Origin of the sequence: Necropsobacter rosorum, from assembly GCF_964241405.1 — a bacterium.
GTDB lineage: Bacteria > Pseudomonadota > Gammaproteobacteria > Enterobacterales > Pasteurellaceae > Necropsobacter > Necropsobacter rosorum.
Window position 1 is genome coordinate 452,636 of sequence record NZ_CAXSXF010000001.1, and the last position, 23,803, is coordinate 476,438.

Sequence of the window (23,803 nt, forward strand, 5' to 3'; positions counted from 1 at the left end):
CAAAAACAATCTTAAAACCGACCGCACTTTTTCCAAGCGCAAAATCATTTTTGATAGCCGCACGCCAACAGGAAAATTAAAGCCCCGTTATTATACAGGGCTTTTGCATTGATTGATACTATTTTAAACCGCAGTTGCGATTAGTCATCGGTAAAACCCGATTTTACGCCGCTCATATCCGGCAATTGGTGCGCAATCCCTTTATGGCAGTCAATACAGGTTTTTCCTTCCTGAATCGCCAGTGAGTGCATGCGTTCCGCCACGGTTTTCTGCTGACTGAAGTCCATCGCATCGAAATTATGGCAATTGCGGCATTCCTGCGAATTATTGGCTTTCATTCTCGCCCATTCGCGCTGCGCCATTTCCAGCCGGTGCGCTTCAAATTTCTCTTTAGTGTCCACATGTCCCATGATATAGGAATACACTTCGCCCGCCGCTTTGATTTTACGCGTCCATTTCGGAATGAATTCATGCGGCAAATGGCAATTCGAACAAGTGGCTTTCACCCCGCTGCGGTTCATATAATGCACCGAATGACGATATTCCGGCACCACATCGTTCATATGGCAGCTGGAGCAGAACTCTTCCGTATTGGTATATTCCAGCGCGGTGTTGAACCCGCCCCAGAACACAATCCCGGCGATAAACGATAAAGTGATGAGCACGCCCACCGCAATCCGGCTCGGCGTGCGGAACCAATGCCAGAATCGTTTGATTAATTTCAGCATAGCTCCCCCGATTATTTACCGTAGCCTTTCAGCGGTTTAAATTCATTCGGTACAATCGGTTCCACATCCGATTGCGACGTATGGCACTGCAAACAGAAATAACGGCGCGGCGAGGTGGACGAACCGACGATATTGCCGTCGCGATCCATAAAATGGGTCGGGCTGATGCGGGTCGCACCGGTTACCCGCGAGGCTTCCACACTGTGGCAATTCAGACATTGGTTGGTGTTTTTGGTAATCTGATAGTTTTTCACCGCATGGGGTATCATCGGCGGTTGATTCACATAACTTAAGGCATACAGGCCACTTTCTTTCGGTTCATTATGAAATGCCGGTGCAACATATTCCGACGATCCCTGCAGATAATTATCCACGTTATCGGCGCCCGCCGTCCCCGCGAAAAGTGCGGTCAAAATAAATAGCGTTTTTTTAATCATTTTATTCCCCCGAATGATTAAATCTGGTAGTAAAGGTAAATACGTTTTCAGCGCAAACATCAATGCAGCGTCCGCAACTGATACAATCTTTTGAAAGCACAAGCAGACTTTCGTTATTCTTACCGTGCAACGGTGAACGCAGCACCTGCGCTTCCGGACACACGTTATAGCAGTCCATACAGTTATCGCACCGGCTGCGATCGACGACTTTAACCCGCGCGATCCCCTTCGCGCCGATGAATCCGTAAGCCGCACCGAGCGGACATAAATGCCCGCACCAGCCGTGCTCCGCAATCAATAAATCAAACAAAAACACCACGGCGACCAGCCACAGCGTCGCGCCCAAACCGTAAATCAGCCCGCGCCCGAATGCCGCCACCGGGTTGATCCACTCCCATAACAGCATGCCGCTGAACGCACTGCCGGCAAGGATAATCAACAGCAGACCATAACGCAACCCGCGCGGCATTTTCAGGCTCTGACGAAATCCCAGCTTGCGCCGTAACCAGGCGGCGGCATCGGTCACCACATTTAACGGACAAACCCAGCCACAAAAAACCCGGCTGCCGAGTAAGGCATACAGCACGATCACAATCAGCGCGCCCAGTAATGTGGTGAGATTCGGCCAATGGCCGGTCGCCAGACTTTCCGCCGTAATCAGCGGATCGCTCATCGGGATAACCTCAAGCAACAGGCTGCCGCTGTAATTCCCTTTGAGAATCCACACGCCCAGCCACGGGCCGCTTAAAAACATTGCCAGCACGGCAAACTGACTGAGCCGGCGCCAGAACAGGAAGCGGTTCGCATGCCACCAACCGAGTTTTTGCCGCGCCTCCCGGCCGGCGTGTTGCGGTGAATTGGCCATCAGTACCCCTCCGGTCTGCGTATCGGTAATGTAATGATGTCATCCGGTGCCAGCGAATGCCCGGCTTTCTCTTTTTCTTCCCAGCCCAAGCGGTAATGTTCGCCCAGCATGCCTTTTGCCAGCGTCATCGGCAGCACTTTAATCGCCGCCTCCTCCAGCACACAGCTTTCTTCGCATTTGCCGCAGCCGGTACAGGCATCGGAATGCACGGTCGGAATAAACACGGCATGTTTGCCGGTGCGTTCATTACGGTGCATCTCCAGCGTGATGGCTTTATCAATCAGCGGACATACGCGATAACACACATCGCAGCGCAGCCCCTGCCAGTTCAGACAAGTTTCGTGATCGAGCAAAACCGCCAGCCCCATGCGCGCGTCGTTGATATCATCCTGCGTCGAATCCAGCGCGCCGCTCGGACAGGCTTTGGCGCAGGGAATATCTTCGCACATCTCACAGGGTTTATCGCGTGCGATAAAATACGGCGTACCGGCTTCCAGCGGCGCTAACAGCGAGGCCAGATGCAGCATGTCATAAGGACAGGCCTGCACGCACTGCCCGCAGCGAATACACGCCGCGGCGAATTTCGCCTCATCTTCAAGGGCGAAAGGCGGACGCAGCGCTACGCCCTGACGGGCGAGACTTTGCTTCTGCTGCAAGCCGAGCAGGATGCCGATCCCCGCCAGACCTGCGGCGGTTCGGCCGGCCTGTTTAAAGAATTTGCGGCGTTCCGGTGTGACCATCGGTGTTTTCATCATTTCCCCACCGCACTGAAAAGTGCGGTCGTTTTGTTAAGCTTTTTCCACTTTCACCGCACATTTTTTGAAATCGGTTTCCTTTGAAATCGGATCCGTTGCATCCAACGTCAGTTTATTCGTCAGCTGTGCGGCATCAAAGAAGGTGGTAAACACCAACCCTTCCGGACATTTATTGCGTCCGCGGGTATCCAGATACGAAATCATCTCGCCGCGACGGGACGAAATTTTGATTTTATCACCGTGGCGCAGGCCGCGTTTTTTCGCATCATTCGGGTGCATCCACACCAGATTGTTCGGGAAAGAACGGTGCAATTCCGGCACGCGGCGGGTCATACTGCCGGTATGCCAGTGTTCCAGCACACGGCCGGTACAGAACCATAAATCGTATTCGTCGTCCGGCGCTTCCGCAGGCGGCTCATAAGGCACGGCGAGAATAATCGCTTTTTTATCCGGATAGCCGTAAAACGCCACTTCTTCGCCGGCTTTAACATAGGGGTCGAACCCTTCACGATAACGCCATAAGGTTTCTTTGCCGTCCACCACCGGCCAGCGCAGCCCGCGCGCTTTGTGATAGCTGTCGAAGGCCGCCAGATCGTGCCCGTGTCCGCGCCCGAAGCTGGCATATTCTTCAAACAGACCTTTATGCAGATAAAAACCGAAGTGGTAGGATTCGTCGTTCAGCCGGCCTTTCAGCTCGTCGGTGGAATATTTGTCCACCTGTCCGTTGCGGTACAGCACTTCATATAAGGTTTTGCCTTTATATTCCGGATTAGCGGCTAAAATTTCCGCCGGCCAGACTTCATCGGTGGTAAAATATTTGGAAAATTCCACCAGCTGCCACACATCGGATTTCGCCTCGCCCGGCGCTTTTACCTGTTGACGCCAGAACTGAGTGCGGCGTTCCGCATTGCCGTAAGCGCCCTCTTTTTCCACCCACATCGCCGTCGGCAGCATTAAATCGGCAGCCAGCGCGGAAACGGTCGGATAAGGGTCAGACACCACAATAAAGTTGTCCGGATTGCGCCAGCCGGGGAAGGTTTCTTCATTAATATTCGGCCCGCCCTGCATATTGTTGGTACACATTTGCCACAGCACCCGCATTTTGCCGTCTTTCAGCGCGCGGCTCTGCGCCACCGCGTGAAAACCGAGCACATCGGAAATCAGGCCGGCCGGCAGTTTCCAGATTTTTTCCGCTTTGGCGCGGTGTTCCGGATTAGTTACCACCAGATCCGCCGGCAGACGGTGAATAAAGGTACCGACTTCGCGTGCCGTACCACAGGCCGACGGCTGACCGGTCAGGGAAAACGGCCCGCAGCCCGGAATGGAAATTTTTCCGGTCAGCAAATGAATATTGTAAATCAAATGGTTCGCCCACACGCCGCGGGTGTGCTGATTGAAGCCCATGGTCCAGAACGACACCACTTTTTTCTTCGGATCCGCATACAGTTTCGCCAGATTTTCCAGCACATCTTTCGGCACGCCCGACATTTCATGCGCTTTATCCAGCGTATATTCCGCCACCAGCGCTTTCAGCTCGTCAAAATTACTGTCGTACATTTTGCCGCTGTTCGGATGTTTCGCCGCTTTCTGCAACGGATGATCATCACGCAAGCCGTAACCGATATCGGTTTCGCCGCGTTTAAATTTGGTGTGTTTGTTGACGAAATCCCAGTTTACCGCGTCGTTTTGGATCAGATAATTGATGATGTAATTTAAGATCACCAAATCCGTGTGCGGTTTGAAAATCAGGCTATAATCCGCCAGTTCGAAGCTGCGGTGTTCAAAGGTGGAAAGCACCGCCACTTTAATATCCGGGTTCGATAAACGGCGATCGGAAATACGCGACCACAGAATCGGGTGCATTTCCGCCATATTGGAACCCCACAACACGAAGGCTTCGGCTTCTTCGATATCGTTATAACAGCCCATCGGTTCGTCCATACCGAACGTACGCATAAATGCCACCGCGGCGGACGCCATACAGTGCCGGGCGTTCGGATCGATATTATTGGAGCGGAAACCGGCTTTCCATAGTTTGGATTTGGCATAGCCTTCAAAAATCGTCGTCTGACCGGAGCTGAACATGCCCACGCCGTTCGGCCCCAGCGCTTTCATGGCGTCTTTGAATTTTTCCGCCATGGTAGTAAACGCCACTTCCCAGCTTACCGGGGTAAAATCGCCGTTTTTATCGTATTTACCGTCTTTCATGCGCAGCATCGGCTGGGTTAAGCGGTCTTTACCGTACATGATTTTCGGCAGGAAATACCCTTTGATACAGTTTAAGCCGCGGTTGACCTCAGCATCAGGATCGCCTTGCGACGCCACTACCCGCCCGTTTTGCGTACCGACCAGCACGCCGCAACCGGTACCGCAGAAACGGCAGACCGCTTTGTCCCACTTAATCTCCGTATCCGCCGCCTGCACGTTTTTCACCGGAATCATCAGTCCGGCCACTGTTGCCGCAGCCACTGCCGCATTGGCTTTCATAAAGTCTCGACGACTTAAATCCATAGTGTCCCCCCACTATTGTTTATTCGTATCTGTTTGAGTAATCTGTGTTCCGACAGGCATGCACAAATGGCGCAATCATGCTGATGCGGTGTGTTCATCCTGCTGGTGATAAACCAGCGACACCGTGATCACCCCGTCGATATTGCGTGCATTTTCCATGTTGTCCAGCAAAATACGCTGGTCATGAGATTGCATCACCGCCACGATTTTGCCTTTTTCCGCATCTAACGCCGGAATTTCCGTATGGGTAATCGCTAAAAGTGCGGTCTTAATCTGTTCGATTTTTTGCGGATTACATTGCACCACAAGCCCGCATACATGCCAGCTTTCCGCCTCGTTCATTGCAATATTGCTTTGTTGCGACATTCTCCGTTCCTGTAAGTTATGCGCCTTAATCACCGCTTTGCTAAAAGGGATGTCAGTCCGGCGTCATCTTTTTTCAGATTTATCATTGTCCTGAACCATATTGCGTTTTTTAATCACCCGAATTAAGTATTTACCACAAAAAATAAGGCTTTGTTGTTATAGATCAAATTTCACAAGCATAAAACGCTCGATAATTTTTTGCTAGAATAGCTTCGTTCCCCGTTTATTGTCAGGATGCTGCCGTGCCCTATAAAAAACATTCCGTCTCAACCAAAATCGCCAACTATCTGGTGCTGATCATTATCTTCGTCGCCGCCATCAGCGCCCTCAGCCTCGGGATTATGCTAAGCAACAAATCCGATGCAGAGTTAATCAACGTGTCCGGTTCGCTGCGTATGCAAAGTTATCGTCTGCTGTATGAAATCGAACACGCGCCGACCAAGGTCGAACATAATCTGCGGCTGTATCGCCTGAGCCTGCACTCTTCCGCTCTGACCACTATTAACCGTCAGTTTTTTGTGCCGCCCGAAGTGAAACTGGCCTATAAAAATCTGATTAAGCGCTGGGAACAAATGGAAAACTATGCCCGTCAGCAAAATTATCAGGCTTACCGGCAGGAAGTGGAAAATTATGTGGATCAGGTGGATCAGTTTGTCGCCACGCTACAGCATTTTGCCGAAAAGAAACTGCTTATCGCGGAACTCTGTATTTTATCCGCCATGCTGTTGATTGTCGGCATGGTGTCTTATGTGATCTGGTTTACCAAAAAACGGGTCGTCAATCCGCTGGAAAAACTGGCGCTTGCCAGCTCGCAGGTGCAAATCGGGCAGTTTAACCACACCCCGCTGGATATTCATAAAAACGACGAAATCGGCCGTCTGGCGGCGGTATTCACCCAAATGGCAAGCGATTTACAAAAGCTGTACGCCCGCCTTGAGGATAAAGTCAACGAAAAAACCCAGAAACTCAGTCAGGTGAACCGTTCGCTGACGATGCTGTATCAATGTTCCCAGCTGGTCACCACCAATACGATTAATCCCGACATTTTGCGTCAGGTCTTAAAGCAAATCATGCGCAACGAACATCTGCGCTATATCGAGCTGCTGGTGTACGGCGCCGAGCACTGGAATATCAGTCTGGGCGAAAAAACCAATCAGCCTTGTCAGGAAACGGCGCTTGATATTGAAGGGGATAAATTCGGCGTATTTTACTGGCAGGCGGGGCTGCCCTGCCCGGATTTACGTTCGCTGCGCAATGTGGCGCAAATGTTAAGCCGCTCGCTGTATTTTCATCAAATGCAGCGTCAGCAACAGCAATTTTTACTGATGGAAGAACGTTCCATTATCGCGCGCGAACTGCATGATTCGCTGGCGCAAGTGCTGTCTTATTTACAGATTCAGCTGACCTTGCTGAAACACAATTTAAAGCAGAAAGGCGCCGATGCCGACGCAAAAAGCCTCGCCATTATCAAAGATTTCGAGCGGGCATTAAACGACGGATACATTCAGTTGCGCGAATTACTCGCCACATTCCGCTTGACGATTCAGGAGGCCGATTTACAATTGGCGCTGGAACAGGTGATCGATTCGCTGCGTAATCAGACGACCATGCGGTTAAGCGTACATTGCTCGCTGCCGGCACAAACCTTTAATGCTCAGCAGCTGGTGCATGTTTTACAGATTGTGCGTGAAGCGGCGCTGAACGCGATAAAACATTCGCAGGGTACGAAAATCGACGTTATCGCGCGCACCGGCGCACAAGGCGGATACGAACTGCTGGTGCGGGACGACGGCATCGGCATACCGACGCTGGAAGAACCGATGGGACATTACGGATTAAATATCATGCAGGAGCGCAGCTTACAGCTTAACGCCTCGCTTGACATCCGCAACCGCCCGGGCGGCGGCACGGAAGTCAAAATCACCCTCCCCGATACGCTACAAAAACAAGGATAAACCATGGAAAATTTAGCGCCCCTGCATACTTTCGGTATTGCGGCAAAGGCAAAAAAAGTTGAAAAAATCACCGCACTTGAACAGTTGATGCCAATATGGCGGCAATGTCGGCAAGCCGATATTCCGGTATTATTTTTAGGTCAGGGCAGCAACGTATTGTTCATTGAGGATTTTAACGGCACCGTGTTGCTTAATCGGCTGAAAGGCATCGAACACCGGCAGGACGACGATTTTCATTATTTACATGTGGCCGGCGGTGAAAACTGGCATGAATTAGTGTGCTGGACGCTGGATCACCATATCGGCGGGCTGGAAAATATGGCGTTAATTCCCGGTTGTGCCGGTTCGGCGCCGATTCAGAATATCGGCGCATACGGCGTCGAATTTAAAGACGTCTGCGATTATGTGGAGGTGCTGGATCTTAATAATGGCGAACAATTCCGCCTGAATAACGCCCAATGCGGTTTCGGCTATCGCGAAAGCGTATTCAAACATCAATACCGGGACGGCTATCTCATTACCGCGGTAGGCCTGAAATTACGCAAACACTGGCGCCCGGTTTTAAAATACGGCAGTCTGGCAAATTTTGATGCCGATAAGGTCAGCCCGCAACAGATTTTTGCCGAAGTGTGCGCGGTGCGCAACAGCAAACTGCCCGCACCGGAGCAATTCGGCAATGCCGGCAGCTTTTTTAAAAATCCGCTGGTCTCGGCGGCGGATTTCAACCTATTACAGCAGGAATACCCGACGATACCAAATTTCCCACAGGCGGACGGCACGGTAAAACTGGCCGCCGGCTGGCTGATTGATCAGTGCGGTCTGAAAGGCTATCAAATCGGCGGCGCGGCGGTGCATCAGCAGCAAGCGCTGGTATTGATTAACCGGCATAACGCCAGCGCCTCGGATGTGATCGAACTGGCGCATCACATCCGTCAGTGCGTGGCCATTAAGTTCAATGTTTATCTGCAACCGGAAGTCCGTTTTATCGGCGCCGCAGGCGAGGTGGACAGTGAAAAAACAATTATGTAACACCACAACCGAGACGGATTTCAACAGCATTTTAGCGCGCCTGCCGTCCATCGAATCGTTACGCGGCTTAAATATTATCGACGGCGAGCGTATCGTCCATCATATTCCTGCCGCGCCCGGCAAATTCGGTTCGTTGCGGGTATATCATGCGCTGGCGCTGCAATTTAATGCAAAATTAGACCGCACTTGCGCGCAACAAGGTCTGGCACTGTTTGCCGAACACACCCTTGATGCGCGCCGAAACCCGGGCAAGCATCCGAATATTGATTTTCTGTTCAACGTCATCGCACAGGATTTATGTTACCGATTGGAAGCACAGTATAAATAATTGGCCGTTACGAACTTTCGCCGTGAAGTGCGGTCTAATTTCAACAGAAATCGAGAAGATTAATTGTCAAAATCAATTGATCTTATTTTCAGTTATGTTATAACTACACCCCATCAGGGGTCGTAAGTAAAGAAGGAATAAAATGAACAAAGAAACACAAACCATGATGTTGGTTCCTCAGGGCAGCCTGGAAGGTTATATCCGCGCCGCCAACGAATACCCGATGCTCAGCGCGGAGGAAGAAAAGGAATTGGCGGAACGTTTGTACTACAAAGAAGATCTTGAGGCAGCCAAAAAACTGATTCTGTCGCATCTTCGCTTTGTCATCCACGTTGCGCGTGGCTATTCCGGCTACGGCTTACCGCAGGCGGATTTAATTCAGGAAGGCAATATCGGCTTAATGAAAGCGGTGAAACGGTTTAATCCGGAAGTGGGCGTGCGGCTGGTATCCTTTGCCGTACACTGGATCAAAGCGGAAATTCACGAATATGTCTTGCGCAACTGGCGCATTGTGAAAGTCGCCACCACCAAAGCGCAGCGCAAACTGTTCTTCAATCTGCGTAAAACCAAACAGCGCCTGGGTTGGTTCAATGAGAACGAAGTGGACATGGTCGCCAACGAATTGGGCGTGTCAAAAGAAGATGTGGTCGAAATGGAAAGCCGTATGACCGGTGCCGACGTCGGTTTTGACCTGCCGAATGACGACAGCAGCGAAGACACTTACGCGCCGGCGTTATATCTGGAAGATAAAAATTCCGATTTTGCGGCGGAACTCGAAAACGAAAATTATGAAACTCAGGCGGCGGATCAGGTTTCGGCGGCGCTGGAAAGCCTGGATGAACGCAGTCAGGATATTATCAAAGCGCGCTGGCTGGACGACAACAAAGCCACTTTGCAGGATCTTGCCGCTAAATACAATATCTCTGCCGAGCGGGTTCGCCAGCTGGAAAGCAATGCGCTGAAAAAACTGAAAAGTGCGGTGAATTTTTAATCGGTTTAGCTAAAAAACCTGCCTGACGGCAGGTTTTTTTATGGCGCGGATTTACTGCCCGTAATAAGCCTGTTTGCCGTGTTTGCGCAGGTAATGCTTATCCAGCAGCGCCTGTTGCATCGGCGGCAGGTTCGGGCGCAGTTGGCGGGTAAACAGGTTCATGTAGGCGATTTCTTCCAGCACCACGGCATTGTGCACCGCGTTATCGCCGTCTTTGCCCCACACGAACGGGCCGTGCGAATGCACCAGCACCGCCGGCACCTCTTTCGGCTCGATACCGCGCCGGCGGAAGGTTTCGATAATCACGTTGCCGGTTTCCAGCTCATAGTCGCGTTGAATTTCTTCCTCCGTCATCTTGCGCGTACAAGGAATTTCGCCGTAAAAATAATCCGCATGGGTGGTGCCCGCCGCAATCAACGGCTCGCCCGCCTGCGCCCAGATGGTGGCATGGCGCGAATGGGTATGCACGATACCGCCGATATCGTTAAACTGGCGATAAAGGGCTAAATGGGTGGCCGTATCCGACGACGGTTTTTTCTCGCCCCATACTTTATTGCCCTGTAAATCCACAATCACGATATCTTCTGCACGCATGCTTTCATAATCTACCCCCGACGGCTTTATCGCCACTAAACCGGATGCCCGGTCGATTTCACTCACATTGCCCCAGGTAAACGTGACTAAATGATGTTTCGGTAACGCCAGATTGGCGTGTAATACCCGTTCTCGTAAGGCCTCTAACATATAAATCCCCCTTCTTGCATTTTCTGTTCAATCCAGCGCCGGGCGTTGATTATCTCCACCAACGGCTCCGATGCCTTTTCCGTCCACATTTCAATTAAAAAGGCGCCGCGGTAGTTTAACTGCGACAGCACCTTAAAACAGCCGGCGAAATCCACACAACCCGCACCGAACGGTACGTCGCGGAATTGTCCGGCGCAGCTTTGCGTCACTTTATAGGTGTCTTTTAAATGAATCGCCGAGATTTTCTCGATTCCCAATTTCAGCTCTTGCGCCACATTCTCATTCCAGGCCGATAAATTACCCACATCCGGATACACCGTAAACCACGGTGAGGCGATAAGTGTATCCCACTGTTTCCAGCGTGAAATCGAACTCATAAACTGAGTATCCATAATTTCCACCGCTAAGGTGACTTGATTGCTGGCGGCAAGCGCCACCGCCCATTCCAAGCCTTGCTGAAAGCGGGCGATAGTGCCTTCGTCCTGCGGTTCATAATACACATCATAACCGGCTAGCTGAATGGTGCGGATACCTAAATCCACCGCCAGCCTAATGGCTTTTTGCATTATCTCGCGCGCGGCTTCCCGCGTGGCGGCATCATGGCTGCCGAAGGGAAAACGGCGATGACCGGACAGGCACATGGACGGCACCGTGATACCCGATGTCAGCACCGCCTGCACGAATTCCAGCCGCTGCGCCCGGCTCCAGTCCAGCCGCGCCAGACGTTCATCGGTTTCATCCACCGACATTTCCACGAAATCAAAGCCGCAGGCTTTGGCTATCGCCAACCGCTCTCCCCAGCTGATGTCCTTCGGCAGCGCTTTTTCGTAAATCCCCAATTTATGTGTTCTCACGGCGTTCTCCTGTGTGCTGATAGATTAATGTAAGGTTTTTAATGCCTCAACCAGTCGGACATACTGAGCATATTTTTGCTGATATGCCGGATAATTGTCGGCGTTCGGCTGAATTTTCCGCATGTTACCGGTCAATTTAACCGAATTTTCACCCGCACTTTGCATCGCCATCAGGGCGGCGCCTAAGCAGCCGGTTTCTTCCGCCGGCGGAATTTCCAGTGTCATGCCGGTGAGATCCGCCAGCATTTGCAGCCATACGGCCGATTTCGTCGGCCCGCCGGTGATTCTGAGTGTGTTGACAGCGGGAAAGCGCTCCAACATTCGGGTTAAATGATACATGACGCTGAATAATACGCCTTCATACACCGCCTGCATGAGATGCATCTGCGTATGATAGGATTGGATGCCGTAAAAGCCCGCCTGCATGCCCAGTCCGGCGTTGGAACCATACAGGAACGGAACGAACAGCACCGAGCTTGCAGCCGGCGGCAACTGCGCAATGCCCTGATTGATTTGCTGATAATCCAGATTCCATTGTTTGATGAACCATTCCAGATTACCGGCCGAGGTGGGGCTGGCTTCATGAACCAGAAATTTGTCCGCCTGCGCATAACGGCCGTAAACAAAAGGAATGCTTTGCGTCTGATCAATATGATCGGTAAGGCCGCTGACCACCGACCAAGTGCCTAACACCACATTCAGCTTTTTCTCATCATCCAGTCCGGCGCAAAGTGCGGTGGAAATTACATCAAATAATCCGCCCACCACCGGCGTACCCACTGCCAGCCCGCAGGCTTGCGCCGCCTGTGGGGTTATATATCCGGCAATCTGATCCGGTTTAATCAGCGGCGGAAGTTTTTCGATTATCCCCGTTAAATCCAGCAGCTCCGCCAGCGCCGGATCATAGTCTCCCTGCTGCATATTGTAGAGATTGGATTCGGAAATATTGGTTTCTTCACAATGCAATTGGCCGGTCAGGCAAAAACGCAAATAATCATGGGACATCAGCACATAAGCGATATTTGCATAGCGTTGCGGCTCATGTTGTTTAATCCATTGCAAAATCGACACCGGATGGCCGGTCCATAACGTCTGCCGGGTGAGCGGATATAATTTTTCCGGTATGCCGCGTTGCTGCCATTGTCTGACAATCTCCAGAGAACGCTGATCGGAAGACAAAATTGCGCGCCCTAAGGGCCGTTTGTGCTGATCCAGCAGGAATGCGCCTTTGCCTTGGGCGGAAATGCCGACGCCTTTGATCTTATCCGGCGTCAGCGCACTTTCCGTGATCGCACGTTTCACTACCGAGGCGCAAACCGACCACAGCTGCGCCATATCCCGTTCGGCGTAACCGGCTTTTTCGCTGATGACCGCCAGACTTTCCCGTACGGAAATCCGCATGGTGCCCTGTTGATCAAAAAGTGCGGCCTTAATAAAGGTGCCGCCGCAATCAATACCTAAATAATAATCCATATTGTCTCCGACTGATAATCATGCCGGATTACCCCCGCATAGGCATAATCCGGGCCGCGCTGAGATTATTCGGCTAATGCGTCAATCTGTTTAACCAGTCCGTCACCGTTTTTCTCAATAAACGATTTACGCACATCCGCTTCAATAAGATCTTTGAACGGTTTGGTATCCACTTGTTCCACCACTTCGACGCCCGCTTTTTGCAGTTTGCCGATAATCTCTTTTTCGTTATCCAAATTCAGCTGACGTTGATATTTGCCCGCTTCCTGTGCGGCTTCAACAATCGCGTTTTGCAGCGCCGGGCTTAAAGCGTCGAACTTGGCTTTATTCATCACCACAATTAACGGCGTATAGCCGTGGTTGGTCAGCGATAAGTATTTCTGCACTTCATACAGTTTTGCCGACCAGAGAATACCGATAGGATGTTCCTGTGCATCAACCGCTTTGGTTTCCAGCGCGGTATAAAGTTCCGACAGCGGCATCGGCACCGGATTGGCGCCCAGTAATGTAAAGGCTTGAATATACATCGGATTCTGGTTGGTTCTGACTTTTAAGCCTTTAATATCGGCCGGCGCGTTGACCGGGTGTTTGGAATTGGTGAAAGAACGGAAGCCGACTTCCCAGAACGCCAGTCCTTTTAATCCCTGCGCTTCCAGATCTTTCAGCAGTGACTGACCGATTTCGCCGTCCAGCACCGCATAGGCATGTTCGCGGTTTTTGAAAATAAACGGAATATCGATCACGTTTAATTTCGGTTCCAGTCCTGAAAAATTCGGTGAACCGGACATTTCGATATCAATGGTGCCGCCGCGTACGGCGCTGATCATGGTTTGCGAATTACCCAGCGTGCTGTCCGGGAACAGGCTTAATTTTAATTCGCCGTCGGTCTTTTCCTTTAATAAATCGTTGAATTTTTTCGCCGCGATATGTTGCGTATCGCTGCGCGGCGCTTCGTAACCGAAACGCAATGTGGTTTGTGCGCCGGCACTACCGCTGAAAACTGCAACACTTGCCACTATCATCGCCAGAGTTTTGAGATTAAAAAGTTTCATAGAGGTCTCCTAATTGGGTCGGTATATTGTTGTATGGGATTGTTCTCATACGTTAAGGTTGCATCCACGAAAGTGGGGTTAAAATTAATGACGGAATGAAGATGAAAGCAAACAGTAATGCGATCATCATCAGCATATACGGCAGAATGCCTCTCACCGCCTGATCAAACGGTAATTTGGATACCCCGGTGATGACGTTCAATACGTTGCCCACCGGCGGGGTAATTAACCCGATGGAGGTGTTCAGGATAAACAGTACCCCGAAATACACCGGATCAATGCCGGCTTCTTCCACCAATGGCATCAGTACCGGCGTCAGAATCAACACGGTCGGGGTTAAATCCATCACCATACCGATAATAAATACCGCAAACATAATGACAATCAGCAACAAAGTCGGCGAATCAATTAACGGTTCCAGCAATTCGGTCATGGTTTGCGGCAGTTCGGCGATCGTAATCAACCAGCCGGTGACATTCGCCGCCGCCACCAGCAGCATGACTACCGCCGTGGTTTTTCCCGCATTCAGCAGCACTTTATACAGATCTTTAACTTTTAATTTGCGATACACGAACAGTGAAATAATCAGTGCGTAAAATGCCGCAACGGCCCCGGCTTCGGTCGGGGTGAACATGCCGGTGCGAAAACCGCCGATAATGATCACCGGCAACAGCAGCGCCCAGATACTGTTTTTGAACGAAATGCACAATTCCGCTTTGGTTGCTTTCGAAAATGTCATTAAATTCAGGTGTTTGGCCTGCCACCACCAGAGTAACGCCAGACAAACCCCCATTAAAATGCCCGGAAAGATCCCGGCCAGAAAGAGCTTGGTAATTGACACGCCGCTTGCCACGCCGAACACGATAAACGGAATTGACGGCGGAATAATCGGTGCGATGATGCCGGCCGTACCGATCAAACCCGCGGAGCTGTTTAACGGATAGCCGGTGGTTTTCATCATCGGTAATAACATTGCGGCGACGGCGGCCGTATCGGCAACCGCGGAACCGGAAAGGCTGGCCATAATCATGGCGGCCAGAATCGCAACAAAGCCTAAGCCGCCCCGTTTATGCCCGACCAGTTTCATCGGCAAATCGATAATGCGTTTGGATAATCCGCCTTCATTCATGATCTCACCGGCGAGAATAAAAAACGGGATCGCCATTAACGAAAAACTGTCCGCACCGCTGACAATATGCTGCGCCAGAATCTGCGAATCGAATAAATCCAGATGCACCATTAATGCAATGCCGCAGACTAACAGTGAAAACGCAACGGGAATGCCTAAAATGATTGCGCCTAATAATACGGAAAGGAAGATGATAACCGTCATTGTTTCGCTCCTTTAATAAACTCGCCGACAGAGGTGACGATTCGGAGAAGAAGTAAAATGCCGATGCCGAGACCGGCGATCACGCTGGCAAGATAGGTCAGCCCCTGCGGTAAACCGGAAATGGGCGCTAAATTGTTAAGATTAAGATTGAATTGAATCCAGCTGCCGTCAACGATGAGATAACAGCAAAACAGCATCGCCGCATCCGTAAATAAGCGCAGGATTTTCTGTGTTGGCGGCGAGAGCTTGTCGGTCAGAATGGTGACGTTGACATGTTGGTTGTCGTTAAAAGCCAGAATCGCCGCCAGAAAAACCAACCAGACGAACATATAACGGGAAACTTCTTCCGTAACATTAATACTGCTGTTAAAGCCATAGCGCAGCACCACATTTAAAAACACCAGCGTGGACATAATCGCCAGAATGGCGACCACCAGCACTTCCAGCGCTTTGCCGATAAAAACCGCAAGAGATTTCATAATCCACCTCGAATTTCACTGATTGCAATTTTTACGACCACCTTCCGAATTTTACCGCGTTCTCCCTCTATACAGGCCGGGCGGTGCACATCTTCCGGAAAAAACACGGCGAAGCTGCCCGGCTGCATAACCAGCTCGCTTTCGGCTTGCGCATCTTTATAGAAAAGAATGTCGCGCTCGGCATCGTACGGCGTCGCAATTTCATTGGTACCCAAATCGGGGGCGACCCCGATTCGTTCTTTACCGGCATGCAAATATTGCACATCTAAAAAAGTGCGGTGGATTTCCGGCAGATTTTCCGCTTTCGGTTTGGTTTCCAGATCCAACACCTGCACATACATCGCATCTTGTTTAAGCACATAGCGTCCGGGGGCTAATTTATCGAAATCCGTCTTACTCAGATATTCCAGCGCAATTTGAATCGCGTTGGGATAATCATGCGGATTCATGGTTGTGATGTGTCCGAAAAACATAAGATTACCTATAAGGATTTGAGTTTAGCCCACACGGTATCGTCCACCGGAATACCGTTCGCTTGGTTATCGGCGAGAATAGTGGTGAATTCATGTCCCGGCAAACGCACTTCAACGTTCGGATCCGCTCTTTCCGCCGTTTTAACATAATCCATAATACGCTGTAGTTTTTCTGCTTTGGTTTTGCCGTCGATCAGGCGATCCACTTCAATCGCGATAAACACCTGCGAGACGCAATATTCATCGTCTTTTTCTTCGGTGACTTCGGCGGTGGATAACCCGTTGGACAGTAAGGTGGCGATCATATCCAAGACGATAGAAAGCCCGGAACCTTTCCAGAATCCCATCGGTAATAAACGGCGATTGCGCTCTACGGTGGCGGGATCTTTGGTCAGATTGCCGTCATCATCAAAGCCCGCATCGACGAAGGTTTGCCGGCCGGCTAAGCGATTGACTTCCAGCATCCCGTAAGAATACATGGAGCAAGACATATCGACCATGGTAATCGGGTTGCTCGGCACGGCGATAATTAACGGGTTGGTGCCGATGCGGCATTCTTTTGCGCCCCAAGGCGGCATAACAGCCAGCGCGTTGGTCCAGCAAATACCGATATAGCCTTTTTCCGCCGCCTGCCAGCCGTAACCGCCGCCGCGCATCCAGTGATTGGCATTTTTCAGCGCCACCACACCGATCCCGAACTGATCGGCGATTGCCATCGCTCTGTCCATCATTTTGCGGGCGGTCAGATTACCGATAGCCTGATGGGCGTCCCATTGTTCAATGGCGCCTAATGAAAGTACTTTGCTCGGTTCGGCGTCCGGAATCACATCGCCTTTTTCCAGCTGCTGAATAAAACGCGGAAAACGGTTTACTCCGTGCGAATACGCGCCGGCTTGTGTGGTATCGGCAAACAGGCCGGCGCAGTCTTCGGCGATATCTTCACGCACATGACGTGCAAGCAGAACACGTTTAAATTCGGCTTTTAATTCATCGTAAGAAACTTTCATAGACACCTCTTTGGTTTTAAATTTCATATAGTGGAATTACATTTTATAATTTAAGACTTTGACTACTTATTGTCAATGAAACGGAATAATATTAATTATAATAAAATCAATTGGTTGTGTATTAATTTCAAGATCTGTGATCTTGATCGCATTTTAGGCACATTAGATTTCAATATGTAAAATGATATTTTGATATTATAATGACGGCATGAATGGAAAATTCGCTTTAAGAGAGGTTTACGATGGCGGATGAAAAACAGGGCGGCAACCAGAGTTTAATTCGCGGGTTACGCATTCTTGATATTTTAAGCAACTTTCCCAACGGTTGCCCGCTGGCGAAGCTGGCCGAAATGGCGGAACTGAATAAAAGTACCGTACACCGCTTATTGCAGGGATTGCAAAGCGAAGATTATGTGCAGACGGCCGGTTCGGTCGGCAGTTACCGTTTAACCACCAAATGTCTGAGTCTCGGTCAGAAGGTGCTTTCGTCCTTAAATATTATTCATATCGCCGCACCGCATTTGGAAAAACTGAATCTAGTTCTCGGGGAGACCGTGAATTTCTCCAAACGGGAGGGCGAACGGGCGATTATGATTTATAAACTGGAACCGACGGTAGGCATGCTCAGAACACGGGCATATATCGGACAGCATCTTCAATTATACTGTTCCGCAATGGGGAAAATTTACCTTGCCTACGACAAAGACAGCGGCTATCTGGAGCGGTATTGGGCCTCTCACCAGGATGTTATCCGTAAACTTACCCATAATACGGTGACGGAACTGGAAGAAATGCGCAACGAATTAGCCGATATCCGCAAAAAACAGTTTGCGATGGATAAAGAAGAAAACGAATTGGGTGTGGTATGTCTTGCCTGTCCGATATTCGATTTTTTCGGTAATGTGGATTATTCGGTGTCGGTTTCAATGTCGATTTATAAATTGCAACAGTTAGGCATCCAGTTCTTTTTTCAGGAAATCGCACAAACCGCTCGTGATATTTCCCTCGAGCTGGGGTATTCTGCCGACGCGCCCCGCATTAAATGAATGGTGCAAAAAATAATAGCCTCTGCACTCAGAGGCTATATTAATTCTACGCGGCAAATGCTTACCAGTATTTATCAATTTCCGCGCGAATGGCCTGTGCGGTCTCTGTACCTTTGGCACCCACTAAGGCGCGGCCGGCGATAAAGGCTTTGGCGTTTCTGATTGCTTTAAATAAGTGAATATCCTGCGGCACGATACCGCCGGTAATGGAAAGCTCAAGACCTAAATCGGAAAGCTGTTTCATTAATTCCACATCCTGCGGCGTCCAGCCGTTACCGGCCAGTTCCGCATCACGGGAACGGTGATAAATCGCCTGTTTTACCCCTAAAGCCACCCAGTCTTTTGCGTCGTCAAGGGTCCAGTTACCGTAAATTTCGATCTGAATTTCTTTCGGTACGGTTAATTCCGGATGAGCGGCGTTAAATTCATCCGCCACTTTTTTACAGGCCGCTTTGGTGGCCGGATGGGCGGCGGCGGATACTGTCAGCCAATCGGCACCGGCCTCAAACGCCATTTTAGCCAGAATCGCACCGCCGTCCGTGGTTTTTAAATCGCACACGATAATGTGATTCGGGTGCAGTGCGCGCAGCGTGGAAACGGCTTTCATGCCTTCCGCACAGGCGAGAATCGTCCCCACTTCAATAACTTCAACCTGACTTTCCGCCTGTTTGGCGTCGGCGACCGCTTTTTCGAGCGTTAGGGAATCGAGGGCAATTTGCAGTAATGGTTTAGTCATAATTAAGTCTCTCCTGAATGTAAATTATCCGATATGATTAAGCCTTAGCCTTCAAGTGCGGTGTCAATAACCGCTAAAATTTCAGCCGGGCTGTTGCAACGCAGAAATTTATCGATATTCACGCCGGTTTCGCTGTCCGGATCATCCAGCACCTGAGTAATTTCCATCAGCCCTTCCATATGTTTATCGCTGTCGCTGCCCGCCAAGGCAATCATCATCCGCACCGGTTCGCTTTCTCCGTCGAAATAAATCGGCGTATCAAATGTGACTAACGAAAAGGCGGTTTTCAGCACGCCGTCTTCCGGTCGGGCATGCGGCATCGCCAAACCGGGCGCCAGAATAATATAAGGGCCGATATTGGTGATGCCTTCAATAATACGGTCATAGTAACGCGGTTCCACCGCACCGGACGCAATCAGCATATCTATGGCAATTTTAATCGCCTCCTGCCAGCTGACCGCGGATTGATGCAATTTAATCGCATTGTTATCGATAAGAGATTGTTTTAACATTTTTTCTCCTTAATGAGTTACACCGCTAATAAGGTAAGGCCGGGTTTATCAGGCGCGTGCGTGATGTTTATTGATCAACGCCTGTAGTTCATCGCCGAATGAATTCGGATTCAGCATGTTCTGTACGCCGAGCACCGAGACATTATCATTGACCACGATTTCATCCTGTAAATGTCTGGAGCACACAATAATATCCACGCTGTCCAGTTTGCTCTTATAATCGGTTACCGCACATGAATCCATCACATTCGCAATACCTTTTTTATCCAGATACCCTTTGATCTTCATTTTCATCATCATCGAGGAACCCTGTCCGGAACCGCATACCGCCAAAATGCGTATGGCTTTATCGGAAGATGCCGCCGGCGTATTCTGGCATGCGGTCTGTTCGTTTACCGCCGGTTCCGGTTCATCATCCAGATTATAGCCGTCCATTTGTTCCAGCGTTTTGCCGGCAAGCGCGGCAGTCGCTTCATCGGCGCGCAGGCGACGGGAGGCGAAGAACATATACACCATGGATAATGCCAGAATCACGAAGAAGAAGCCAGGAATACTGACAATACCCTGCAACACCGGCGGGAAGAATAACGCCCAGTCGGCCATTCCCATCCAGCCGTTAAATTCAGTACCTTGCGTCGCCAGCAAATGAATAACCCAGGCGGAACCCAATACTTCGATTATCCCCATGACGAAACAGATTTTCAATACCGCTTTCCAACCACCGAACTGGTTTGCAAAGACACCGATCGTGGCATTGGAGAAGAACATCGGAATAAAGCCCGGAATGATTAACACCGGCGCGCCGACGGCAAGTAAAATCCCGACCGCAACAAACTGACCGATCGCCCCCCACATGAACCCGAATACCATGGCATTCGGTGAGAACGCATAAATGGCGGCACAGTCGATAGCCAGCACCGAATTAGGGATTACACGTTCGGAAATTCCTTTAAACGCTTCCGACAATTCGGCCACGAACATCCGCACCCCGGTCACAATCACCTGAATCGCCACCGCGAATTTCAGCCCGGTTTCAAGAATATACATAAACCAGTGAGTTTTTCCCGCCATGATTTGCAAATTGTTCAGGCCGAAAGAAAGCAGAATAATGCCGAAGAATACGGTCATCACTAATGCGGTGGCGGAGATACTGTCGTGGAATATATGCAGCCATTTCGGCAGTTTCATTTTATCGACGGTATCGTTTTTATCCCCCAGTTTCGGCGCCAGTTTGGTCGCTACCCAAGAGGCGATCTGCTGCTGGTGCCCGATAGAGAAGCCCGCACCGCCGGTCACCGCCTGAGTCGGTTTATACATAATATTCGACGAAATTCCCCAATACAACGCCATCAGTACCGCGGTATAAATCACCGTTTCCCACATCGAGGCGCCGATAATCATATAAAAGACGGCAACCAGCCCCGCCTGTTGAAACATAATGTGGCCGGTAAGCATAATGGTGCGGATACCGGTAATGCGGCGGAACACAACCAGTAAAATATTTAATGCCAGCGCCAGCAGTACGGCATAACCGACCCAACCGTAATTTTCGCCCATGGTTTCAATGGTGGACTGCATGCTGGTATAAGGGTCGATCACGGCACCGGTTAATCCGTGGAATTCGGACAGTTTTTCAATAATAGGTTTAAAACTCGATGTCAGTACGCCGGAGCCGACCTGCACCATCATAAAGCCCACAATAGTTTTAATGGTGCCTTTAATGATTGTGGTGGTATCTTTTTTGAGCAGAATATAACCAAAGCAGGCTACAATCCCCAATAAAAAAGGCGCTTTAGACAGAACCTGAGCATTAAAACCCAGAAACAGGTTATAGAGCGTTTCCATAATCAACCTCTTCGAATCGTTTATATAAAGTTTTTACGATGATTTTTATCAGCAACGAATTGCTTACCGCTTCCAAACGACATTCAAGCAGGGCTAATCATAGCATTTCGCATATGATTGAAAAGATTATTTTTGACAATATGTGATTATTATCACACTTTTTAGTGTTCAATATATTATTAATATTTTGTTAACTATTTCTCTATTTTAATATTAAACAATGAGTTAATTCTGATTTCAGGATTTTTATACTAAAGCGGTTTACAAATCTTATTTGATTGTTTATGATTTATTATGATTATTTCGTCAGTTGGGTATATGAGGAGATCCTATGAGCAAAGTTAATGAAATCACCAGAGAAAGCTGGATTCTTTCCACTTTTCCGGAGTGGGGCACTTGGTTAAATGAAGAAATCGAGCAGGAACAGGTGCCGGAAAACAATGTCGCTATGTGGTGGTTAGGCTGTGTCGGGCTGTGGGTAAAAACACCGGGCGATGCGAACCTGTGCATTGACTTATGGTGCGGACGCGGCAAAGCGACCAAAAAAGTCAAAGATATGGTACGCGGTCACCAAATGGCGAATATGGCCGGCGTACGCAAATTACAACCGAACCTGCGCAACTCCGTTGCCGTATTGGATCCGTTTGCCATTAATCATGTGGATGCCATCGTCGCAACGCATTATCATAACGACCACATCGACGTGAACGTTGCCGCGGCGGTCATTCAGAACCCTGCTTTAGATCACGTCAAATTCATCGGGCCGCAATATTGCGTGGACATGTGGACAAAATGGGGCGTACCGGCGGAACGCTGCGTCGTGGTCAAACCGGGCGATACGGTGAAAATTAAAGATCTGGAACTGGTTGCCTTGGATTCTTTCGACCGCACTTGTCTGGTGACATTACCGGCGCGCGGCGCGGAAGAAAACGGCGGCGAACTGCACGGCCTCTGCCCTAGCGATGAAGAAATGGGCTTAAAAGCGGTCAATTACCTGATCAAAACCCCGGGCGGGAATATTTATCATTCCGGCGATTCCCATTATTCCATTTACTACGCCAAACACGGCAAAGATTACGACATTGACGTGGCATTAGGCAGCTACGGGGAAAACCCGGTGGGCATAGCGGATAAAATGACCTCCGTTGACATTTTGCGCATGGCGGAATGCTTACGCGCCAAAGTGGTGATTCCGGTTCATCACGACATCTGGACTAACTTCACCGCCAGCACCAATGAAATTCTTGAGCTTTATCGTATGCGCAAAGATCGGCTGCAATATCAGTTCCACCCGTTCATCTGGGAAGTGGGTGGCAAATACGTTTATCCGCGCGATAAAAATTTAGTCGAATATCATCATCCGAGAGGCTTTGACGATTGCTTTGAACAGGAACCGAACGTGCCGTTCAAATCCATTCTGTAATTAATCCGACCGCACTTTTTAAAAGTGCGGTATGTTTTTTGTTCGTTTATATTGAATTGAGCAAACGGATATTGTAAGGTGCGTGCTGGATTGCCTGAGGAGAACGACACGGTGAATGAACAAATAAGACATAAAAAATTGCTTGCCCTGCTGGCGCAGAAAAACATGCTGTCGGTGCCGGAAATCATTGAATATCTGAATGTTTCTCCGGCAACCGCAAGACGGGATATCACCAAACTGGATCAGCAGGGACGGCTGATAAAAATCCGCAACGGTGTCGAGGCGATCACCTCGTCGCAGCCTGCCGCGCCGCTTAAACCGATTCATCACTTCAGCGAAAAACAACGCATTGCACAGGCGGCCTCCGCATTATGCAAAGACGGCGACAGCGTTATTCTGACCTGCGGTTCCACCATGATGATGCTGGGCGAAGTGTTATGCAACCGTCGCCTGCAAATCATCACCAATTTCCTGCCGCTGGCCAATTATCTGATCGAGCATGATCACGAGCAAGTGGTCATTATGGGCGGACAATACAACAAAAGTCAGGCGATTATGCTGTCGTTAAACGCCACCAACGAAACCTTCGCCGCAAACATCGTTTTTACCAGCGGCAAAGGATTAACCACCGCCGGGCTGTATAAAACCGATATGCTGATTGCCAATTCCGAACAACGTATTTTATCCGACACCACCAAACTTGTCGTCTTACTGGACAGTTCCAAACTGGGCAAAGCCGTCGGCATGCTGTTTACCGAACTGAAAAATATCGACATGTTAATCACCGGCAAAGAGGCCGATCCCGCGATTATCAACACCCTGCGGGAAAAAGGTCTGGCCGTCATTACCGCTTAAGCACAC

24 protein-coding genes are annotated in these 23,803 nt (G+C 49.9%); 7 read left to right on the forward strand and 17 right to left on the reverse strand.

The window, feature by feature from the left end; genetic code table 11:
- Window positions 1-140: 140 nt before the first annotated feature.
- The 6 genes from ACESOH_RS02140 to ACESOH_RS02165 form a co-directional block, all read right to left on the reverse strand.
- Window positions 141-728, reverse strand: a complete 588-nt coding sequence (locus ACESOH_RS02140; RefSeq protein WP_032093362.1) for a cytochrome c3 family protein — start codon at window positions 726-728, stop codon at window positions 141-143.
- An 11-nt stretch (window positions 729-739) separates the two neighbouring features.
- A complete protein-coding gene (locus ACESOH_RS02145) occupies window positions 740-1,165 on the reverse strand; it encodes a nitrate reductase cytochrome c-type subunit (RefSeq protein ID WP_032093361.1) in 426 nt (141 codons plus the stop codon).
- Between the two features lies 1 nt (window position 1,166).
- A complete protein-coding gene (gene napH / locus ACESOH_RS02150; protein WP_373099365.1) occupies window positions 1,167-2,030 on the reverse strand; it encodes a quinol dehydrogenase ferredoxin subunit NapH in 864 nt (287 codons plus the stop codon).
- Window positions 2,030-2,782 carry a ferredoxin-type protein NapG gene (gene napG, locus ACESOH_RS02155; RefSeq protein ID WP_032093459.1) on the reverse strand — a complete coding sequence of 251 codons (753 nt, stop codon included), beginning with the start codon at window positions 2,780-2,782 and terminating at the stop codon, window positions 2,030-2,032. Before napG ends, napH begins: the two co-directional genes overlap by 1 nt.
- A 36-nt stretch (window positions 2,783-2,818) precedes the next feature.
- Window positions 2,819-5,296, reverse strand: coding sequence for a nitrate reductase catalytic subunit NapA (gene napA, locus ACESOH_RS02160; RefSeq protein ID WP_032093359.1), 2,478 nt, complete (start codon window positions 5,294-5,296; stop codon window positions 2,819-2,821).
- A 75-nt stretch (window positions 5,297-5,371) separates the two neighbouring features.
- Window positions 5,372-5,662, reverse strand: coding sequence for a chaperone NapD (locus ACESOH_RS02165; RefSeq protein ID WP_032093358.1), 291 nt, complete (start codon window positions 5,660-5,662; stop codon window positions 5,372-5,374).
- Window positions 5,663-5,904: 242 nt separating this feature from the next.
- Between ACESOH_RS02165 and narQ the strand changes: the two genes are divergently transcribed.
- From narQ to rpoH, 4 genes are all read left to right on the forward strand, one after another.
- Window positions 5,905-7,617 carry a nitrate/nitrite two-component system sensor histidine kinase NarQ gene (narQ, locus tag ACESOH_RS02170; RefSeq protein ID WP_373099368.1) on the forward strand — a complete coding sequence of 571 codons (1,713 nt, stop codon included), beginning with the start codon at window positions 5,905-5,907 and terminating at the stop codon, window positions 7,615-7,617.
- Window positions 7,618-7,620: 3 nt separating this feature from the next.
- Complete coding sequence (gene murB, locus ACESOH_RS02175) at window positions 7,621-8,646, forward strand: UDP-N-acetylmuramate dehydrogenase (protein ID WP_373099370.1); 1,026 nt, start codon at window positions 7,621-7,623, stop codon at window positions 8,644-8,646.
- Window positions 8,627-8,974 (forward strand): DUF2322 family protein, encoded by a 348-nt coding sequence (locus ACESOH_RS02180; protein ID WP_373099372.1) that lies wholly within the window; start codon window positions 8,627-8,629, stop codon window positions 8,972-8,974. Before murB ends, ACESOH_RS02180 begins: the two co-directional genes overlap by 20 nt.
- Before the next feature lie 142 nt (window positions 8,975-9,116).
- Complete coding sequence (gene rpoH, locus ACESOH_RS02185; RefSeq protein ID WP_032093355.1) at window positions 9,117-9,965, forward strand: RNA polymerase sigma factor RpoH; 849 nt, start codon at window positions 9,117-9,119, stop codon at window positions 9,963-9,965.
- 51 nt (window positions 9,966-10,016) lie between these two features.
- Here the strand turns inward: rpoH and araD are convergent, their stop codons facing one another.
- The 8 genes from araD to yiaK form a co-directional block, all read right to left on the reverse strand.
- Window positions 10,017-10,709: an L-ribulose-5-phosphate 4-epimerase gene (gene araD, locus ACESOH_RS02190; RefSeq protein WP_373099375.1), complete on the reverse strand. Its 693-nt coding sequence runs from the start codon at window positions 10,707-10,709 to the stop codon at window positions 10,017-10,019.
- Window positions 10,703-11,563, reverse strand: coding sequence for an L-ribulose-5-phosphate 3-epimerase (locus ACESOH_RS02195; RefSeq protein ID WP_373099377.1), 861 nt, complete (start codon window positions 11,561-11,563; stop codon window positions 10,703-10,705). Before ACESOH_RS02195 ends, araD begins: the two co-directional genes overlap by 7 nt.
- 24 nt (window positions 11,564-11,587) lie before the next feature.
- Window positions 11,588-13,036, reverse strand: coding sequence for an FGGY-family carbohydrate kinase (locus ACESOH_RS02200; protein ID WP_373099379.1), 1,449 nt, complete (start codon window positions 13,034-13,036; stop codon window positions 11,588-11,590).
- Window positions 13,037-13,101: 65 nt separating this feature from the next.
- Entirely contained in the window at window positions 13,102-14,088 is a 987-nt protein-coding gene (locus tag ACESOH_RS02205) for a TRAP transporter substrate-binding protein (RefSeq protein ID WP_032094055.1), read from the reverse strand.
- A gap of 52 nt (window positions 14,089-14,140) precedes the next feature.
- Window positions 14,141-15,421 carry a TRAP transporter large permease subunit gene (locus ACESOH_RS02210; RefSeq protein WP_373099381.1) on the reverse strand — a complete coding sequence of 427 codons (1,281 nt, stop codon included), beginning with the start codon at window positions 15,419-15,421 and terminating at the stop codon, window positions 14,141-14,143.
- Complete coding sequence (locus ACESOH_RS02215; protein WP_373099383.1) at window positions 15,418-15,900, reverse strand: TRAP transporter small permease subunit; 483 nt, start codon at window positions 15,898-15,900, stop codon at window positions 15,418-15,420. The genes ACESOH_RS02210 and ACESOH_RS02215 overlap by 4 nt, the downstream gene beginning before the upstream one ends.
- Window positions 15,897-16,373, reverse strand: coding sequence for a NanQ anomerase/TabA/YiaL family protein (locus ACESOH_RS02220; RefSeq protein ID WP_032094058.1), 477 nt, complete (start codon window positions 16,371-16,373; stop codon window positions 15,897-15,899). The genes ACESOH_RS02215 and ACESOH_RS02220 overlap by 4 nt, the downstream gene beginning before the upstream one ends.
- A gap of 8 nt (window positions 16,374-16,381) precedes the next feature.
- Entirely contained in the window at window positions 16,382-17,380 is a 999-nt protein-coding gene (gene yiaK, locus ACESOH_RS02225; protein WP_373099385.1) for a 3-dehydro-L-gulonate 2-dehydrogenase, read from the reverse strand.
- Window positions 17,381-17,622: 242 nt separating this feature from the next.
- On the opposite strand from yiaK, the gene ACESOH_RS02230 reads away from it, so the two are divergent.
- A complete protein-coding gene (locus ACESOH_RS02230; protein WP_032094060.1) occupies window positions 17,623-18,426 on the forward strand; it encodes an IclR family transcriptional regulator in 804 nt (267 codons plus the stop codon).
- Between the two features lie 61 nt (window positions 18,427-18,487).
- Here the strand turns inward: ACESOH_RS02230 and ACESOH_RS02235 are convergent, their stop codons facing one another.
- The 3 genes from ACESOH_RS02235 to ACESOH_RS02245 are packed head-to-tail and all read right to left on the reverse strand — an operon-like array spanning window position 18,488 to window position 21,519.
- Window positions 18,488-19,162, reverse strand: a complete 675-nt coding sequence (locus ACESOH_RS02235; protein WP_032094061.1) for a 3-keto-L-gulonate-6-phosphate decarboxylase UlaD — start codon at window positions 19,160-19,162, stop codon at window positions 18,488-18,490.
- 44 nt (window positions 19,163-19,206) lie between these two features.
- The gene (locus ACESOH_RS02240; protein ID WP_373099387.1) at window positions 19,207-19,674 is read right to left on the reverse strand and encodes a PTS sugar transporter subunit IIA; all 468 of its coding nucleotides are present in this window, start codon (window positions 19,672-19,674) and stop codon (window positions 19,207-19,209) included.
- Window positions 19,675-19,722: 48 nt separating this feature from the next.
- On the reverse strand, window positions 19,723-21,519 hold the full coding sequence (locus ACESOH_RS02245) for a PTS ascorbate-specific subunit IIBC (protein ID WP_373099389.1): 1,797 nt from the start codon (window positions 21,517-21,519) through the stop codon (window positions 19,723-19,725).
- Window positions 21,520-21,850: 331 nt separating this feature from the next.
- Between ACESOH_RS02245 and ulaG the strand changes: the two genes are divergently transcribed.
- Window positions 21,851-22,942 (forward strand): L-ascorbate 6-phosphate lactonase, encoded by a 1,092-nt coding sequence (gene ulaG / locus ACESOH_RS02250; RefSeq protein WP_032094064.1) that lies wholly within the window; start codon window positions 21,851-21,853, stop codon window positions 22,940-22,942.
- Window positions 22,943-23,053: 111 nt separating this feature from the next.
- Window positions 23,054-23,797: an HTH-type transcriptional regulator UlaR gene (gene ulaR / locus ACESOH_RS02255; RefSeq protein WP_032094065.1), complete on the forward strand. Its 744-nt coding sequence runs from the start codon at window positions 23,054-23,056 to the stop codon at window positions 23,795-23,797.
- Window positions 23,798-23,803: the final 6 nt, after the last annotated feature.